General features: G+C 60.3%; 14 protein-coding genes, 1 tRNA gene and 1 pseudogene. 9 read left to right on the top strand and 7 right to left on the bottom strand.

Features of this window, described 5'->3' with window-relative positions; translation table 11 throughout:
• Positions 1–141 precede the first annotated feature (141 nt).
• From ftsH to L904_RS26195, 9 genes and pseudogenes are all read left to right on the top strand, one after another.
• Positions 142–2088 carry an ATP-dependent zinc metalloprotease FtsH gene (gene ftsH / locus L904_RS26235; RefSeq protein WP_003523247.1) on the top strand — a complete coding sequence of 649 codons (1947 nt, stop codon included), beginning with the start codon at positions 142–144 and terminating at the stop codon, positions 2086–2088.
• Between the two features lie 190 nt (positions 2089–2278).
• A complete protein-coding gene (glmM, locus tag L904_RS26230) occupies positions 2279–3631 on the top strand; it encodes a phosphoglucosamine mutase (protein ID WP_003523248.1) in 1353 nt (450 codons plus the stop codon).
• A gap of 187 nt (positions 3632–3818) precedes the next feature.
• Positions 3819–4664 carry an outer membrane protein gene (locus tag L904_RS26225; protein ID WP_020810670.1) on the top strand — a complete coding sequence of 282 codons (846 nt, stop codon included), beginning with the start codon at positions 3819–3821 and terminating at the stop codon, positions 4662–4664.
• Positions 4665–4875: 211 nt separating this feature from the next.
• Positions 4876–6053, top strand: a pseudogene (locus L904_RS26220) (phosphoserine transaminase).
• Between the two features lie 82 nt (positions 6054–6135).
• Positions 6136–7731, top strand: a complete 1596-nt coding sequence (gene serA, locus L904_RS26215; protein ID WP_035264192.1) for a phosphoglycerate dehydrogenase — start codon at positions 6136–6138, stop codon at positions 7729–7731.
• Positions 7732–7954: 223 nt separating this feature from the next.
• Positions 7955–9028, top strand: coding sequence for a Tim44 domain-containing protein (locus L904_RS28020; RefSeq protein ID WP_035264190.1), 1074 nt, complete (start codon positions 7955–7957; stop codon positions 9026–9028).
• Between the two features lie 473 nt (positions 9029–9501).
• Positions 9502–10692, top strand: coding sequence for an OpgC family protein (locus tag L904_RS26205; RefSeq protein WP_035264188.1), 1191 nt, complete (start codon positions 9502–9504; stop codon positions 10690–10692).
• 206 nt (positions 10693–10898) lie between these two features.
• Positions 10899–12095 (top strand): tRNA 2-thiouridine(34) synthase MnmA, encoded by a 1197-nt coding sequence (mnmA, locus tag L904_RS26200; RefSeq protein ID WP_035264186.1) that lies wholly within the window; start codon positions 10899–10901, stop codon positions 12093–12095.
• Positions 12096–12230: 135 nt separating this feature from the next.
• Positions 12231–12307 (top strand) — tRNA-Met (locus tag L904_RS26195).
• A gap of 254 nt (positions 12308–12561) precedes the next feature.
• Here L904_RS26195 and L904_RS26190 read toward each other — a convergent pair.
• The 7 genes from L904_RS26190 to L904_RS26165 all read right to left on the bottom strand — a co-directional run bounded on the left by L904_RS26190 (position 12562) and on the right by L904_RS26165 (position 17380).
• On the bottom strand, positions 12562–13281 hold the full coding sequence (locus L904_RS26190) for a hypothetical protein (protein WP_051671924.1): 720 nt from the start codon (positions 13279–13281) through the stop codon (positions 12562–12564).
• 84 nt (positions 13282–13365) lie between these two features.
• Entirely contained in the window at positions 13366–13491 is a 126-nt protein-coding gene (locus L904_RS28555; RefSeq protein WP_256364475.1) for a hypothetical protein, read from the bottom strand.
• Positions 13488–14144, bottom strand: coding sequence for a hypothetical protein (locus L904_RS26185; protein WP_155272903.1), 657 nt, complete (start codon positions 14142–14144; stop codon positions 13488–13490). Before L904_RS26185 ends, L904_RS28555 begins: the two co-directional genes overlap by 4 nt.
• A complete protein-coding gene (locus L904_RS26180; protein ID WP_051671922.1) occupies positions 14072–15166 on the bottom strand; it encodes a DUF2793 domain-containing protein in 1095 nt (364 codons plus the stop codon). The genes L904_RS26185 and L904_RS26180 overlap by 73 nt, the downstream gene beginning before the upstream one ends.
• Positions 15166–15762, bottom strand: coding sequence for a YmfQ family protein (locus L904_RS26175; protein ID WP_035264185.1), 597 nt, complete (start codon positions 15760–15762; stop codon positions 15166–15168). Before L904_RS26175 ends, L904_RS26180 begins: the two co-directional genes overlap by 1 nt.
• Before the next feature lie 14 nt (positions 15763–15776).
• Positions 15777–16916, bottom strand: coding sequence for a baseplate J/gp47 family protein (locus L904_RS26170; protein ID WP_035264184.1), 1140 nt, complete (start codon positions 16914–16916; stop codon positions 15777–15779).
• Positions 16916–17380, bottom strand: coding sequence for a phage GP46 family protein (locus L904_RS26165; protein ID WP_035264183.1), 465 nt, complete (start codon positions 17378–17380; stop codon positions 16916–16918). The genes L904_RS26170 and L904_RS26165 overlap by 1 nt, the downstream gene beginning before the upstream one ends.
• Positions 17381–17433 lie beyond the last annotated feature (53 nt).

Here is a 17433-nt window from a genome sequence, read left to right as displayed (position 1 = left end):
TTCGTGAATTGCCTTGGAATAGTTTTTACACCAAAACGCATCAGATAATGCGCTTTGCCTTGGCAACGGCAGATGTCGTCCTTATGTTAGGGGCACGTAAGAGCGGGCAGCAGATATGCCTGTGTGAGTTCGGGGAGTTCGATGAACCCAAATTTCAGAAATTTCGCCTTGTGGGCCGTGATTGCCCTCTTGCTGATCGCATTGTTCAGCATGTTCCAGACGTCGCCGACGCAAACGGGTTCGCGGGAAATTCCGTATTCCCAGTTTCTTCGCGATGTGGATTCCGGGCGAGTTCGCGACGTGACCGTCACCGGTAACCGGGTTCTCGGAACCTACACCGAAAACGGCACGGCCTTTCAGACCTATTCCCCCGTCATTGACGACAGCCTGATGGAGCGCTTGCAGAGCAAGAACGTGACCATCGTGGCGCGTCCCGAAAGCGACGGTTCCTCCGGTTTCCTGAGCTATCTCGGCACGCTTCTGCCGATGTTCCTCATTCTCGGCGTCTGGCTGTTCTTCATGCGGCAGATGCAGGGCGGCTCGCGTGGTGCGATGGGCTTTGGCAAGTCCAAGGCCAAGCTCCTGACGGAAGCCCATGGCCGCGTGACGTTCGATGACGTTGCAGGCGTGGACGAAGCCAAGCAGGACCTCGAGGAAATCGTGGAATTCCTGCGCGATCCGCAGAAGTTCCAGCGCCTCGGCGGTAAAATTCCGCGCGGTGTGCTGCTCGTCGGCCCGCCCGGCACGGGTAAGACGCTTCTGGCGCGCTCCGTCGCCGGCGAAGCCAATGTGCCGTTCTTCACCATTTCCGGTTCGGATTTCGTGGAAATGTTCGTCGGCGTCGGCGCAAGCCGTGTGCGTGACATGTTCGAGCAGGCCAAGAAGAACGCGCCATGCATCATCTTCATCGACGAAATCGACGCTGTCGGCCGCCATCGCGGCGCCGGTCTTGGCGGCGGTAACGACGAGCGCGAGCAGACGCTGAACCAGCTGCTGGTCGAGATGGACGGTTTCGAGGCGAATGAAGGCATCATCCTCATCGCGGCCACCAACCGTCCAGACGTTCTCGACCCTGCACTTCTGCGTCCCGGCCGTTTCGACCGTCAGGTCGTCGTGCCGAACCCGGATATTGTCGGCCGCGAGCGCATCCTCAAGGTGCATATCCGCAACGTGCCGCTGGCGCCGAATGTCGACCTCAAGGTTCTGGCCCGCGGCACACCCGGTTTTTCGGGTGCGGACCTGATGAACCTCGTCAACGAAGCCGCCCTGATGGCCGCCCGCCGCAACAAGCGCGTCGTTACCATGCAGGAATTCGAAGACGCCAAGGACAAGATCATGATGGGTGCGGAACGTCGTTCCTCCGCCATGACCGAGGCCGAAAAGAAGCTGACCGCCTATCACGAAGCCGGACACGCCATTACCGCGCTGAAGGTTGCCGTGGCCGATCCGCTGCACAAGGCGACGATCATCCCGCGCGGTCGCGCGCTCGGCATGGTCATGCAGCTGCCGGAAGGCGACCGCTACTCCATGAGCTACAAGTGGATGGTGTCGCGTCTCGTCATCATGATGGGTGGCCGCGTTGCCGAGGAGCTGACCTTCGGCAAGGAAAACATCACCTCCGGCGCGTCTTCGGATATCGAGCAGGCCACCAAGCTTGCCCGCGCCATGGTCACGCAATGGGGCTTCTCCGATGCTCTCGGCCAGGTCTCCTATGGTGAAAACCAGCAGGAAGTCTTCCTCGGCCATTCCGTCTCGCAGTCGAAGAACGTCTCCGAGGCGACGGCCCAGACCATCGACACGGAAGTTCGCCGCCTGATCGACGAGGCTTATGGTGAGGCCCGCCGCATCCTGACGGAAAACCACGATGGTTTCGTTGCGATTGCCGAGGGTCTGCTTGAATACGAAACCCTGACGGGCGACGAGATCAAGGCCCTGCTGAAGGGCGAGAAGCCCGCCCGCGACCTGGGTGACGATTCTCCGGGCAGCCGTGGTTCGGCAGTGCCGAAGGCAGGCACCAAGAAGGACGGCCCGAGCGAAGCAAAGGGCGACGGTGAGGCCGAAGGCGGCATGGAGCCGCAGCCGCACTGACCGCCTGCACAAGCTAAAAATTGTAAAAGGCCATCCGGGTTTCCGGGTGGCCTTTTCATTTTGGTAACAAGATATAAGCCATTTTTGCGCTAATTTACGTGCTGTTTATCGTGGTTTGTGGCATCTAGCCAAAAACGCTTCCGGCTGTTTTCAGCTTTTGCCGGAATGCTGGAAAAGATTTGGAGTTCAAATGGCACGCCGTTATTTCGGAACCGATGGTATCCGCGGACAATCGAACGTATTTCCCATGACGCCTGATCTGGCGATGCGTGTGGGCATTGCGGTCGGGACGATCTTCCGCCGTGGCCATCATCGCCATCGCGTGGTCATCGGCAAGGATACGCGCCTTTCCGGTTACATGCTGGAAAACGCGCTGGTCGCTGGTTTCACCGCCGCCGGTCTCGATGTCTTCCTGCTCGGCCCCATTCCGACGCCCGCCGTCGCCATGCTGACCCGCTCGCTGCGCGCCGATATCGGCGTGATGATCTCGGCCTCGCACAATCCCTTCTCCGATAACGGCATCAAGCTTTTCGGACCGGATGGTTACAAGCTCTCCGACGAGCTGGAACTGGAGATCGAGGACCTTCTCGACAAGGATATCTATGCGCAGCTTGCCAAGCCGAGCGAGATCGGCCGCGCCAAGCGTGTGGATGGCGACATCTACCGTTATATCGAATTCGTCAAACGCACTCTGCCGCGCGATGTGACGCTGAGCGGACTGCGGATCGCCATCGACTGCGCCAATGGCGCGGCCTACAAGGTGGCGCCCGCTGCGCTCTGGGAACTCGGCGCGGAAGTCGTCACCATCGGCAATGAGCCGAACGGCATCAACATCAATCTGGAATGCGGCTCTACCCACCCGGAAGCGCTGCAGAAGAAGGTGCATGAAGTACGGGCCGATATCGGCATCGCGCTCGATGGCGATGCGGATCGTGTCATCATCGTTGACGAGCGCGGCGAGATCGTCGATGGCGACCAGCTGATGGCCGTCATCGCTGATAGCTGGGCTGCCGACAACACGCTGCGCGGCGGCGGTATCGTGGCGACCGTCATGTCGAATCTCGGTCTTGAACGCTTCCTGGGCGACAAGGGCCTTACCCTTGCCCGTACCAAAGTGGGCGACCGTTATGTCGTCGAACACATGCGTAACCACAATTTCAACGTTGGCGGCGAGCAGTCCGGCCATATCGTGCTGTCGGACTATGGCACGACGGGCGATGGCCTTGTTGCGGCCTTGCAGGTTCTCGCCAAGGTCAAGCGCTCCGGCCTCACGGTCAGCGAAGTCTGCCGCAAGTTCGAGCCGGTGCCGCAGCTTTTGAAGAATGTCCGTATTTCCGGCGGCAAGCCGCTGGAAAACCCTGTCGTGCAGCAGGCGATTGCGGATGCGGAAAGCGCATTGGCCAATAATGGCCGCCTCGTCATCCGTCCCTCCGGTACGGAGCCGCTGATCCGCGTCATGGCAGAAGGCGACGACAGCGCGAAGGTGGAGCAGATCGTCAACGATCTCGTCGGCGTCATCGCCAATGCCCGCTCGGCGGCGTGAGCTTCCGCGACAGTAACGCCTGAAAAAGCCGGCTTTGCAGCCGGCTTTTTCTTTGAGTATTTCCTAATAAATATAGTGAATGATCGTGGTTAATCGGGACTTAACCATTTTACGTCAATCTCCATGACTGAACAGTTCACTGGCATCTGCTGCCGAAACCGCACGTGCCTCTTCTGGAGTGGAAGTCATGAAAAACGTCCTGGCCGGATTTCTGGCCGTCCTGCTGACCGGTACCAGCGCCATCGCTGCCGATCTTTATCAAGCCGAGCCCGCACCGGCCTATGTCGAGGCCCCCGAAGTCGAGATTACCCAGGCAAGCGGCTGGTATCTGCGCGGCGATGTCGGTTATTCCTTCAACAAGCTGCGCGGCGCCCATTATTATCAGGGCGGCCCCGGCGGCTATCTCGCGGATTTTGATACCGCGACGATCAAGGACAGCTATGTCATCGGTGCAGGTGTCGGTTATCAGTTCAACAACTATTTCCGCAGTGACGTGACCTTCGACTATATGGGTAAGTCGGATTTTCGCGGCTCCACGAGCGGTTTCTGCGGTTCCGTTCCAGGTCGCTGCGTCTCGGAGGACCTTAGCTCGGTTCGCGCCTATACTCTGATGGCGAATGCCTACGTCGATCTCGGCACTTACGGTCGGGTGACGCCTTATGTCGGCGGCGGTATCGGCGGCTCCTACGTCAAGTGGGACAAGCTGCGCAACACATCCTGCAGCGTCAATGGCCTGGGCTGCGACCCGACCACGGAGCATGGCGGCAAGGGCAAGTGGCGCTTCGCCTATGCTCTGATGGCCGGCGCATCCATCGACGTCACCTGTAACCTGAAGGCCGATATCGGCTATCGTTTCCGCCATATCAACAAGGGCGATATGTTCGCTTATGAGAATGGCGGCGGTCCGGGCCGTGACAAGGGCCTTTATTCGCATGAAGTGCGCGTCGGTGGCCGTTATGTCTTCAACGGCTGCGATACCGCGCAATACATGCCGCCCGCCGATATTCCGCTGCAGCCTGCCGTTTATAAATAAACGTCACGCCCAGCTGGTAGTTTCAGACCGTCCGCATCCTCCGGGTGCGGGCGGTTTTGTTTTACCGGCATCTGACACGGGCATGACGCATATGGACCAAAATTCTTCTGCGTAGCGACATATTCCGCTTGACTGGGATCGGCGAGAGGAATAGCAACGGCGTCAGGACACCTCTCCCTAACGAGAGGCGCCTATCTGAAAGGGTAGTTAAATGACAGATATCGTGAAGCCGGACGTCCGTCCGGGCAATACGCATTTTTCCTCTGGTCCCTGCTCGAAGCGTCCCGGTTGGTCGCTAGATGCTCTCTCCGGTGCGCCGCTCGGTCGCTCGCATCGCGCCAAGGTTGGCAAAGCCAAGCTGAAGCAGGCCATCGATCTCACCCGTGAAGTTCTGAACGTTCCTGCCGATTATCGCATCGGTATCGTTCCCGCATCCGACACCGGCGCCGTTGAAATGGCGCTCTGGTCGCTGCTCGGTGAACGCGGCGTCGATATGCTCGCCTGGGAAAGCTTCGGCGCTGGCTGGGTCACAGACGTCGTCAAGCAGCTGAAGCTGAAGGACGTGCGCAAGTTCGAGGCCGACTACGGCCTGCTGCCGAACCTTGCCGAAGTCGATTTCGACCGTGATGTCGTCTTCACCTGGAACGGTACCACCTCCGGCGTTCGTGTTCCCATGCCGATTTCATCCCGGCTGACCGCAAGGGCCTGACCATCTGCGACGCCACTTCGGCGGCCTTCGCACAGGACATGGATTTTACGAAACTCGACGTCGTCACCTTCTCCTGGCAGAAGGTTCTGGGCGGTGAGGGCGGCCATGGCGTCATCATCCTTTCGCCCCGCGCTGTCGAGCGTCTGCTGAGCTACGCGCCGGCATGGCCGCTGCCGAAAATCTTCCGCATGGTCTCCGGCGGCAAGCTGATCGAAGGCATCTTCACCGGCGAAACCATCAACACCCCGTCCATGCTTTGCGTTGAAGATTATATCGACGCGCTGCTGTGGGCGAAGAACCTCGGTGGTCTCAAGGCGTTGATCGGCCGTGCCGATGCCAATGCCAAGGTTATCTACGACTTCATCGAAAAGAACGACTGGATCGCCAACCTGGCCGTCAAGCCGGAAACCCGCTCCAACACCTCCGTCTGCCTGAAGATCGTCGATCCCGAGGTGCAGGCGCTGGATGCCGCCGCACAGGCCGATTTCGCCAAGGGCGTCGTCGCCCTGCTCGAAAAGGAAAATGTCGCCCTCGATATCGGCGCTTACCGTGACGCACCGTCCGGCCTGCGCATCTGGGCCGGCGCGACCATCGAGACGGCGGATATGGAAGCCGTCATGCCCTGGCTCGCCTGGGCTTACCAGACGCAGAAGGCAGCACTTTCCAAGGCTGCCGCCTGATTTTGATACCGGCCCTGCGCTGATGCAGGGCCGCACATTCCCCGCTTTCAAAACTGCACCGTTTTCAAGGAGCCCGTGAACCATGGCACCTCGCGTACTCGTATCCGACGAACTGTCGGAAACCGCCGTCCAGATCTTCCGCGATCGTGGCGTCGAAGTCGATTTCCAGCCGAAGCTCGGCAAGGACAAGGACAAGCTTGCCGAAATCATCGGTAACTATGATGGTCTCGCCATCCGCTCCGCCACCAAGGCAACGGAAAAGCTGATCGAGGCGGCGACCAACCTCAAGGTCATCGGTCGCGCCGGCATCGGCGTCGACAATGTCGATATCCCGGCCGCCTCGCGCCGCGGTATCATCGTCATGAACACGCCCTTCGGCAACTCCATCACGACAGCCGAACATGCGATTGCGCTGATGTTCGCCGTCGCCCGCCAGCTTCCGGCCGCTGACAGCTCCACGCAGGCCGGAAAGTGGGAAAAGTCGAAATTCATGGGTGTCGAAATCACCGGCAAGACGCTCGGCGTCATCGGTGCCGGCAACATCGGAGGCATCGTCTGCTCGCGCGCACTTGGCCTCAAGATGCATGTTCTGGCCTACGACCCCTTCCTGTCGCCGGAGCGCGCGCAGGAAATGGGCGTGACCAAGGTTGAGCTGGACGAGCTTCTGGCCCAGGCGGATTTCATCACCCTGCACGTGCCGATGACCGACAAGACGCGCGGCATCCTCAATGCAGAGAACCTTGCCAAGACGAAGAAGGGCGTGCGTATCGTCAACTGCGCCCGCGGCGGTCTGGTGGATGAAGCGGCCCTTGCGGATGCCATCAAGTCCGGCCATGTCGCCGGCGCCGGTTTCGACGTGTTCGAAGTCGAGCCCGCCACCGAGAGCCCGCTTTTCGGCCTGCCGAACGTCGTCTGCACGCCGCATCTCGGTGCTTCGACCACGGAAGCGCAGGAAAACGTCGCCCTTCAGGTTGCCGAGCAGATGTCGGATTACCTCGTCAAGGGTGCGGTTTCCAACGCCATCAACATGCCGTCGATCACGGCTGAGGAAGCACCTCGCCTGAAGCCGTTCATCCGTCTTGCGGATGTTCTCGGCTCCTTCGTCGGTCAGGTGCAGGAAAGCGCCACCAAGGAAATCGAAATCCTTTATGACGGCGCAACCGCCAGCATGAACACCAAGGCACTGACCAGCGCCCTGCTGGCCGGCCTGATCCGCAGCCAGGTTGCGGATGTGAACATGGTTTCGGCCCCGGTCATGATCAAGGAAAAGGGCATCATCCTCTCCGAGGTCAAGCGCGACAAGACCGGCGTTTACGACGGCTACATCAAGCTGACGGTCAAGACGGAAAACCAGATACGCTCGGTTGCCGGCACGGTGTTCTCGGATGGCAAGCCGCGCTTCATCCAGATCAAGAACATCAACATGGATGCCGATGTCGGATCGCATATGATCTACATCACCAACACCGACGTTCCCGGCATGATCGGCTTCATGGGCACCACGCTCGGCGAGGCTGGCGTCAACATCGCCAACTTCCAGCTCGGCCGTGAAAAGGAAGGCGGCGACGCCATCGCGCTGCTTTATGTCGACGGCCCGGTTTCTGAAGCCGTGCTCGACAAGCTGCGCGCCAACCCGGCGATCCGCCAGGTCAAGCCGCTGACCTTCAACGTCGACTGATCTTATCGTTCCTCCCAAGGGGACAATAGGAACCGGTGCAGGGGAAACCCTGCGCCGGTTTTTGTGTTTACTGCTGCTAATTTTGCGGCAGGTTTTGCCAGTCTCCCGCTTTGGTTGCATATCACAAAAAATTTAAGCCAAGTGCTCTAAAAATGATGATCATGAGTTGCTATATCGCCTGCTGACATGCCGCTCATGGGAGGGCGGCCAACAGGAGATAACGATGTTTGCTGCCTTTCGGCGCTTCAAGGGTTTGTTCGCAGTCGCCGCGCTTGGTATCGCGGTGTCTTTCGTGGCGGTTGATATGGCGGAAGCGCGTCGCGCCAGCGGCGGTTTCGGCAGCCGCGGCACGCGGACCTATTCCGCTCCGCCTTCGACCAGCACGGCACCCGGCCAGACCGCGCCGATCAACCGCAGCATGACGCCCAACACCAATCAGGCAGCGCCAAGCGCTGCTCAGCCGGCCCGTCCGGGCGCGCAGGCGCCGCAGCAGAATCGCGGCCTGTTCGGCGGCATGATGGGTGGTTTGATGGGCGGCCTGTTGATGGGCGGTCTGTTCGGCATGCTGCTGGGTGGCGGTTTTGGCGGCATGGCCGGTTTCTTCGGTATGCTGTTGCAGGTGGCGCTGATTGGTCTTCTGGTCATGCTCGCCATGCGTTTCTTCGCCTCGCGCCGTCAGGGCCAGCCCGCTTATGGCTCGGCCGGCGGGTCGCAGCGCACGGATCATTCCGGTTCTTCCTATAATGGCGGTTCGCAGGCGGGTTCTACCGCTTCCTCGTTCAAGATTCCGAAGATCGGCGCGCTGGCCGGCGCTGCGGGCGGTGTGGCCGCCACTGCCGCAACGGCAAAGCCTGCGCCTCATGCCAACGCCATGTCGGAAGGTGATGAAATCGGCATTACCCAGGGCGATCTCGAAACTTTCCAGAAAATGCTGGAAGACGTGCAGGCCGCCTATGCCGCCGAGGATTATGGCACATTGCGCAAGCTGACGACGCCGGAAGCCATGTCTTACCTCGCAGAAGAACTGAGCGACAACGCCACGAGCGGCGTGAAAAACGACGTGCGCGATGTGACGTTGCTACAGGGCGATGTTGCCGAAGCATGGCACGAAGAGGGTCAGGATTATGCAACGGTGGCCATGCGCTACTCCGCCATCGACGTGATGCGCGACCGCACCTCCGGCAAGGTGATCGAAGGCGACGAGCACCAACCTTCTGAAGCGGTGGAAATGTGGACCTTCGTTCGCCGCCCCGGAAACGACAACTGGCAGGTGGCCGCTATTCAGGCCGCTGCCTGACGAATCGGAACGTGTTTAACGGATAAAGGCCCGGCGGTTTGGTGACCGCCGGGCCTTTGCTCGTCTCGCTTCCAGAAAGCATGGTCACGCCGACGCTCGCTCCGCCAAGGGGACAGCAAGATGCGGTCAAAAAACGACTGATAAATCTAACGGGTGATATCTCCCCCGCTCATCGGCGGTGAATTCCGCTTCGCCCTGCTATGCAAGGCTTTGAGCCCTGCTTGCCGCGGCATGTTGCCCGCGCATGGCTCATCCGCTTCACGGAATTGCCTTTTTTTATTCATCCGGCATTCAGTCCCTGCATCCTAACCAGAACGCATACACGTCAATGTGACTTTTCGTGCCGGTTCTAAACCGCTTTGGAAAGGGAACCTCAGGCGCAAAACAGCGTTGACAATCCAATCCCCGGCCCCTCCCAAGCCGGGCTGGGTGGCTGGGCAATGCAGGCCCTGCGAGAACGGAGAGCTATCGAGATGAAACGCTTTGACCTGATCGACGGGATGCGTGGTTACTTCCTCGTCTTCATGCTGATCAACCATCTGGTGTTTGCCGGCGGCTTCTGGCTGGTGGAAATCAATCACCGGCAGTTTGCCTTTGTCGAGGACGCCCAGGGCTTTGTGTTCCTGTCCGGCCTGCTGATCGGCATGGTCTATGCGCGCAAGATGATGAAATACGGCTATGATGCCGGCAAGCAGATGATCTGGAACCGGGCGCTGGAGCTTTATCGTTACGCGATGGGTCTCGTCATCGCCGTGCTGTTCTTCCGCATGGTCATCCCGCATGCACCCTATATCTGGTACAACTGGCTCGGCATGACGTCGTTCGACGATCCGCTGCGACTGGCGGCGATTGCGACATTCCTGTTCCAGCCGACCTTCATGGATATTCTGCCGCAATATATCGTCTACATGATCTTTGCACCGGTGCTGGTGAAGCTCTGCCTTGATGGCAAGTGGGCCTATGTCATGGCCGGCTCCCTGCTGGTCTGGATGGCCGGTCAGCTCGGTCTTCAGCAGATCGTGACGACCCCGCTCAACGAACTCGTGAAAGGTGCGGATGAGCAGGGCATTCGCGTCAGCTTCAACCTGCTCGGCTGGCAGCTCGTATTCTATTCGGCGCTGGTGATGGGCGCGATGACGGCGCAGAACCGTATTCCGTGGAAGGCGATCTTCTCGCCTGAGCACACGTGGCTGCCGAAGGCGGCGCTCGTCATCTGCCTGTTCTTCATGCCGCTGCGCATCGCCACAGCCTGGGGCCTGATGCCGGAATTCATGATGGGCAAATTCTCCACGATGGAAATCCGCGCCGATTTCGGCCTGGTCTATCTCATGAACTTCCTCGCTGTCGGCGTCGGCCTGACCTGGCTGGTGATCGCAGGTCCGAAGCACCACCGTCCGCTCGTGCGTTCCATCGCCGAAGGCGTCATCTGGGTGCTGTCGCTGAAGTTCCTGCAATTGCTCGGCCGCCATTCGCTGCAGGTCTATGTCTGGCACGTGGCCATCGTTTATGGCGTCTATTATCTGGACGGCCGCACGGCGGAACTGTCGCAGCTCAACAAGACGCTGATCGCCTTCACGGCTATCGGATTGCTGGCCCTGCCAGCCCTGTGGCGGGAGCGCGACAAGTGGTTCGGCAGCAGCGGCCAGAAGACGGCCGGCGCCTGACGGCCGGTCCCAGCCCGAATCTGTCGGCATTGCGGGGCGGTTTTCCGCCCCGTACTTGCGTGCGCGGCCATTCCTTTCTATATGCAGCCCTTAAATCCGCAGGATGACGAGACAGGACGGCCCCATTGATGGCCAGGTTTCTCGCGGCGGATGACCGACAGGCGGCGGGGCCTTTACCCCCGTTATGACTGACGATGGGAAAAAACGTGAATACGCTCGATTTTGACAAGAGGCCGGAAGATACCCGGATCGTTGTCGCCATGTCCGGTGGCGTCGATTCTTCGGTGGTGGCCGGTATCCTCAAGCGCGAGGGCTATGATGTCCTCGGCATTACCCTCCAGCTTTACGACCACGGTGCTGCCGTGCACCGCGCGGGCTCCTGTTGCGCGGGGCAGGATATAGACGATGCGCGCCGGGTCTGCGAAACGCTCGGCATTCCCCACTACGTGCTGGATTACGAAGCGCGGTTCCGTGAAACCGTCATCAACCCCTTTGCCGAAGCCTATGCGATGGGTGAAACGCCGATCCCCTGCGTGGCCTGCAACCAGACGGTAAAATTCGCCGATCTGCTCGCCACGGCGCAGGAACTCGGCGCCGATGCGCTGGCGACCGGCCATTACATTCGTTCGCGTCCCAATCCCGTTTCCGGTCAGCCGGGGCGGCGTGCGCTTTATCGGCCGATCGACAGCGACCGTGACCAGAGCTGGTTCCTGTTCGCCACGACGCAGGAACAGATCGATTATCTGCGCTTTCCGCTCGGCGGCCTCTCCAAGGCCGAGACGCGCGCTTTGGCGGAAGATATGGGACTTGTCGTGGCCAAGAAGGCTGACAGCCAGGACATCTGTTTCGTGCCGCAGGGCAAATATACCGATATCATCAACAAGCTGAAGCCGAATGCGGCATTGGCAGGCGATATCGTCCATCTCGACGGGCGCGTGCTCGGCCGCCACGATGGTATCGTGCATTATACGATCGGTCAGCGCCGCGGCATTGGTGTCGCGACCGGGGAGCCGCTTTATGTCGTGCATCTCGATGCGCGCGGCCGCCGGGTCATCGTTGGCCCGCGCGAAGCGCTGGAAACCCGCCGGGTCTATCTGCGTGACATGAACTGGCTGGGTGACGGCGAGTTGGCGAGCGATGCCGGGCAGGGCTTTGCCTGTTTCGCCAAGGTGCGCTCCACCCGCCCGCCGACGGAAGCGATGCTGCATGCGGACGAAAACGGTATTTATGTGGACCTGATGACCGGGGAGGCCGGTGTCGCTCCCGGTCAGGCCTGCGTGCTTTATTCCGCGCCGGGGGCCGATGCCCGCGTTTACGGCGGCGGTTTCATCGAACGGTCGGAACGCTCGGCGGAAGCCGAGGCGTCGCTGAAGGCGCTTCTGGAAAAGCCGGTTGCCGCCTGAAACCATTCGCTTTTTGCAGCGATGCGGAAAGCGAATTTTTTGCGCATCTTGCGCTTGACACTTTGGGGAGCGGCACCTTATAAGCCGCTCATCCTGATGGAACGGCCGGTCACATGACTGTCACGTTTCCCCTGTGGCGGGGTAGCTCAGGTGGTTAGAGCAGCGGAATCATAATCCGCGTGTCGGGGGTTCAAGTCCCTCTCCCGCTACCACTTTCCTTCATATGAAAAATCCAGTTCGCACCATTCTGCGCCCGTGTTTCATTGCTTTTCCGAGCCTGAGAAACGATGGATCCGATGGTGCCTGCCGGTAAGTTATGCCCATGTACCCTGTAGCGCGAAATCGGAATTTTGACACGAGAAATCGGAATTTCTGAAATTCTGATAGCGCCGTCAAACCGGCTGTGAGTGCCTCGTGGGAGTGGTTTAAGGCCCACCTTGCGCGAATTCAGGCGGGCAGCTCATCGTCACAGCGCTGATACGTTCAGCACGGTTTTCGTGACAGGATCGAAGTCACAAGTGTACCTCACACGCTTCCATGCGCCGAAGCCATTCTGCATTTTTAACTTGTCACCAATGTAGGTGACGATGCCGTCCTTTTGGCTCTTCCAACGATAGTGCGAGAGTTTCGTTTCAGACCAGCTGTCGGTCCATTCGAAATCCCACTTTGCAAGCTTCTCGATTTCATCCGGGCAACGCGTCGTAGCGGCAGCCCACCCTTCTTCCCCCCAGCACTGGATGTCTGCGCGGCACGCGGCATCCTTCGCTTTCCTCTCATCCTCGTCTTTCTGTTTTTGAGCTTCCGCTGCGAGTGCTGCGGTCCTTGCATCCTCGTCTGCTTTCGCCTTTTGAGCTGCTTCAGCCAGTTGGCGTTTTTCAGCCTCTTCAGCGGCACGCTTCGACCGCACTATTTCGTCGGCCTTCTTTGTTTCAGCCCAGATTGCAGCATCCTTGATACCAGCCTCATTTGCTTTGGACCGATCCTCCATGCTCGCAAATCCCGCCAATTTGGCATCGCGGTCGAATGATAAACTGATGCCAACCAAAATCCCGATTCCCACCACAAAACCAGCTATAGCTCTACGCTTAAGTGATTTGCGATGGTCTTTCCGCCAGACCATTGAGACGATTGACCACAGAACAAATCCGCAGGCCAGTATCCATGTGAAGATGAGAAAGAGCGTCATTTTGTACCCCAACCAGCGACGACAACTATGCGGTTGTAGCGAGTTGGAAATGACCCGTACAGAGGGCGATGTTACCGCCCTTGATTAAACGATCCGGACGTGTTCGATCACAAACCAGACAAGCCAGCCCGCGCCACCGATGACGGCAACCACGGCGCAGATCAGGCCGAAGATCGCAAGATGGAAGATTACGGAGAGATCAGGGATCAAAGCGCAACTCCTTCAGGCCAAACGATGGCGTCAACGATGGCGTTCGCCGCATCCGCGCTGGCAGCCCCGTCTATTGCCTTCTTGGCGTTCATCCGGACCTTCTCGATGCCCGCCCCTATAACGGCCCACGCGGCATCCATCGCCAGCACGATTGTCGCGACCTCTTTGACAGTCTCGCCATCCACACCAAGGGAAGCGGCAAGCATCGTATAGTCGGCCGCTGTCGGTTCTTCTTCCAGGATGGCGCGTTTGGCCTCTTCGACCTTGCGCTGATAGGTCATCGCCTGCCCTTCGCCGGGGGTGATGTACCTTTTGCGCTCGGCCTCGGCCAAGGCATCAACACGGGCCTTCAGTTTGGCCTTGATTTCGGAAAGCGGAATTTCTTCCGCTGGAGGCGGAGCGACAATCGCGCCATCCTTGATGGTGTAGCCGAAGCCCGAAATTAGCATCAGCCATTCATCATGGCTGATTTCGAGGACGTCGAGGGTTTCCGGTGGCGGGCTGTCGATTGAATCGTAAAACCCGGTGATCTGCCCCTCGGCATCAAACGCTGCGTATTTCTGTCCCATGGCGGTTTCCTTCAGTACCCGATCGCGATCCAGTTGACGCCCAGCCCGTTCTGGCCTTCCCAGCTCTTCGACGTGGCGTTCCATCGAAGCGTGTAAATTCTGACCTGCGATGCGGTCCATGTTGAGTTTTGCGGTGCGGACACGTCGGGAATACCCGCGCCCCAGTTCGCATCGCCGGCGTTCCCCTGGCTGGCCACGCACGTCAAAATCCCGGTTGGGAAAGCGATCGGGAAAGTGATTGTTTGAGCCGGGTTGGAGGTTGTGACGTAAGTCCCCCATTGCAGGATGAAGCCGGATGGGAGCTTCTGATAGCCAATCCCGCTCTTCACCATCGGGAAATCGGTCACCCCCAAAGCGCGTAGCCGCCATGCAGTACCGGTCCAGATGAACTCCCGGATTGTGCCCGCCTGTAGCTCTCCGGCGATCAGGGCGGCACCAAGCGTAGACACCACCGAAACCGCACCAAGACCCACGTTCAGCGTCACGGCCCCGGTGTTGGTCGTTGCGATCTTCAGGCGAATGGTCATGCCTTCTGTCAAGGCGGCCGGCACGGGCGACAAAACGGCGGTCAGCGCATTCGCTGTGCCGCCCGCAACGGCGTAAGTCCATTTGCCAGATTGCGCATCGAGCGCCAGCTTTTCGACATAGGTGCCGGCGATGCGCTCGAACACGCGACCGTCCGGCAGGCTGATGCCGTGTCCGTCAGGCGGCGTCAGGTATGACCATGCAGACCCTGTCCACTGCGCAATCTCGCCCACATGGGTTGCCCAGATGCCGGTCGCGCCGGTCGGGATCAGATAGGTGTCGCCCGCCGAGGGCGCACCTGGGGCGCTGGAGAGCGTCATGGAGATGACGGACAGCCAGCGACGGCTGCGGCTCCCTGCCGACAGGCCATGTATCTGCAACGCTTGCCAGAGCTGCGTCCAGTCGCCTTCACTCGGGGCGAGGCCCGCTTCGGTGATGACCTTCAGGATTTCTTCCTGAACCATGTTGAGAAAGAGCGCGGTCACCTCTGTGCCGGCAGCGCCGGCCACAAGGTTCTCATCGCGAAAGCCGCGACGACCGCCGCCGATATCGATTGTGTCAGCGCCGTTGATGCGATCCATCAGGCTTCTCCGTACTTGAAAACGAGTTGGGTGTGGGCGGGCTTGTAGCGCCGCAGAACGCATTCGATGGCCGAGAGTTCAAATGAGCCGAGGCGATGGCCGGCGCGGCTCGCGCCTGCCCGGAAGTTCGTCACGGTCACGAGACCCGGAATATTGACGCGCCAGACGAATTGCGAGCCTTCCGGCCGCAATGGCTGTCCGGCGCGAAGAACACCGGCTCGGCTCGGCCAGAACTCTTCAACGGTGACGGTCACGCCGAGCGCTGCCGCAATCGACACGAAATAAGGGATCGACTGCCCGCCTCGGGCCGTCCAGCGCTGGAAGGCGAGCTGGCGGCGCTGGTGAACCGTCAGGCCGTCATTGTCACGCCCGCAGGGATCGGGACCAAGGCAGCGCTCGAAATCCGAAAGAAGCTTATCAGCCAGACGCGGGTCCGTTTCGTTCATCATCGCCTCGGCCGCTATCTCGGCGTCGGCAATGGCCTCGGAGATCGCGCCGAGGATCACGCCCATGACGCCGCCGCGATAGCGGAGTGCCCAGCCGATCGGCAGTTTCGAAAACAGGCTTTGAAGGATCGTTGAAGAAGTCCTGGACATGCTTCAAAGCCCCCTTAATCCAGCCAAGTGATGTCGGTGGCGACGGGGCATTCCTTGGTGCCGAGCGTGTATCTGGCGGCCGGGACTGTGAGATCGTGCGAATATTCGCCGTCGGCGGCCGAGATCGCTTCCGAGATGCGCGACGGCTCGATGGTCGCGCCGATCGGGCTTTCGTTCTCGATATCGTCCTCGTCACCGATGGTGGCGATGAAGCGATCATAGGCGGCCTGCACCGCCGCCCTGGTCAATGCGCCGTCCGGACGAAGGCGTACGCTTGCCGGCACCTGCACCAGCTCGGCCGCCAAGGGGATGACGCGAGCCGTGACGGGCCTGACGCCGGTCTGGCTACCCTGAGCGCCGATATAGCTGCCGATCGCGGTCAGCTCCAGTTCGGTCGGGACACGCGGCGTGCCGTCATCGTTCTTCAGGGCGATGACGAGACCCACGGAGCCGCGACCGATCCAGTCTTCCACGACCTTGACGGCGTAGACGCTGGCGACGTTGCCCACCCACGCCTTGTAGTCTGCGGAAGAGCCGCCCATCGGCGGCTCGCGGATGCGCTGAAGATATCGCACCTGGACTTCTTCCGGCGTCTCATCGTCAGCGCCGCCCGCAAAGGCGGTCGCGACCGTGATCTTCGAAATCTCGGGGTATGCGGCAACCGTGGAAAGCTGCACGCCGCTTTCCAGATTGCCAGCGCTGCCGGCTGTGACCGCCTCGGCCGTGACGATGACTGTGCCACCGGCCGCGATCGTGCCGCCCGAGGTGGTGACGTATGTGGTGGTGGCAGACGAGGCCAGCACGATACCCGATGCCAGGACGGTTCCGGCCACCCCTTCGACCGTGACCGATCCGACTGCCTTTGTCGCCGCGCGCGGCTCCACGCCCCAGATGGAGGCGTGCCGCAGGATCATTGTTTCGTCATCGGCGCTGTCCGGCATCCACTGTCGCGCCCACCATGCGATATGGTCGTGGGTTTCGCGAACCTCGGGAGCCACGGCGCTCCAGATAACCGCGAACATGCCACGCGCCGAACGGACGGCGCGGGAAATAGCCTTCACGTCCGCCTCGGGATAAAGGCCTAGCAAACCGATTTCGGCGGCGGCGGCGATGCGGGAGAAGATTTTTTTTGCCGAAGGGACAGGCCAGGCCATTATGCCACCTTCCGCGTCAGTTCGAGCGTGACATCCTCGACCAGGACGCGATAGGCCAGAACGCCGTCGCGAAGCCACCAGACTTCAATTTCTGCCGGCGTGCCGGTATCGGTCTCTGCCCACGCCAGCCCCTCGGCAAGGTAATATTCCGCGAGCTGGCGGGTGGTCTCGGTTTCCTTGGCCCGCTCCAGCAGCCACATCTTGCAACCGGCCATGTCGCCGGCAGCGTTGAGGCCGTCGAGAAGCGCGCCACGGCGCTCGGAGAAAGAGACAGGCGCGAGAAACTGAGAGCGGCCGTCCGGCAGGTCATCGTCCGGAGAAGCGCGGCGATCGACGCCGACCGAAAGCAGGATCGGCGTGACCGGGGTTTCGTCGATGACCAGATTGAAATCGTCATCGAGCACCAGATCGCAGCAGCGCCGCGTGGCGTTATAGGTCAAAGCAAGGTCGAGAAATCCGGTCATGGCGCGAAATTATCGCGCGCGCGAAAGCCTGATCAGGCCCGCCGTGGTGGGCG

Origin of the sequence: Agrobacterium sp. LY4, from assembly GCF_001526585.1 — a bacterium.
Classification (GTDB): Bacteria; Pseudomonadota; Alphaproteobacteria; order Rhizobiales; family Rhizobiaceae; genus Agrobacterium; species Agrobacterium leguminum.
The sequence above is the reverse complement of the archived record's forward strand: the minus strand, read 5'-3'. Positions and strand labels throughout refer to the sequence as shown.

Coding starts and splice junctions, on each gene's coding strand:
- ftsH (WP_003523247.1), top strand. CDS start 142: ATGAACCCAAATTTCAGAAATTTCGCCTTGTGGGCCGTGATTGCCCTC.
- glmM (WP_003523248.1), top strand. CDS start 2,279: ATGGCACGCCGTTATTTCGGAACCGATGGTATCCGCGGACAATCGAAC.
- L904_RS26225 (WP_020810670.1), top strand. CDS start 3,819: ATGAAAAACGTCCTGGCCGGATTTCTGGCCGTCCTGCTGACCGGTACC.
- serA (WP_035264192.1), top strand. CDS start 6,136: ATGGCACCTCGCGTACTCGTATCCGACGAACTGTCGGAAACCGCCGTC.
- L904_RS28020 (WP_035264190.1), top strand. CDS start 7,955: ATGTTTGCTGCCTTTCGGCGCTTCAAGGGTTTGTTCGCAGTCGCCGCG.
- L904_RS26205 (WP_035264188.1), top strand. CDS start 9,502: ATGAAACGCTTTGACCTGATCGACGGGATGCGTGGTTACTTCCTCGTC.
- L904_RS26190 (WP_051671924.1), bottom strand. CDS start 13,281: ATGACGCTCTTTCTCATCTTCACATGGATACTGGCCTGCGGATTTGTT.
- L904_RS26185 (WP_155272903.1), bottom strand. CDS start 14,144: ATGGAACGCCACGTCGAAGAGCTGGGAAGGCCAGAACGGGCTGGGCGT.
- L904_RS26180 (WP_051671922.1), bottom strand. CDS start 15,166: ATGGATCGCATCAACGGCGCTGACACAATCGATATCGGCGGCGGTCGT.
- L904_RS26175 (WP_035264185.1), bottom strand. CDS start 15,762: ATGTCCAGGACTTCTTCAACGATCCTTCAAAGCCTGTTTTCGAAACTG.
- L904_RS26170 (WP_035264184.1), bottom strand. CDS start 16,916: ATGGCCTGGCCTGTCCCTTCGGCAAAAAAAATCTTCTCCCGCATCGCC.
- L904_RS26165 (WP_035264183.1), bottom strand. CDS start 17,380: ATGACCGGATTTCTCGACCTTGCTTTGACCTATAACGCCACGCGGCGC.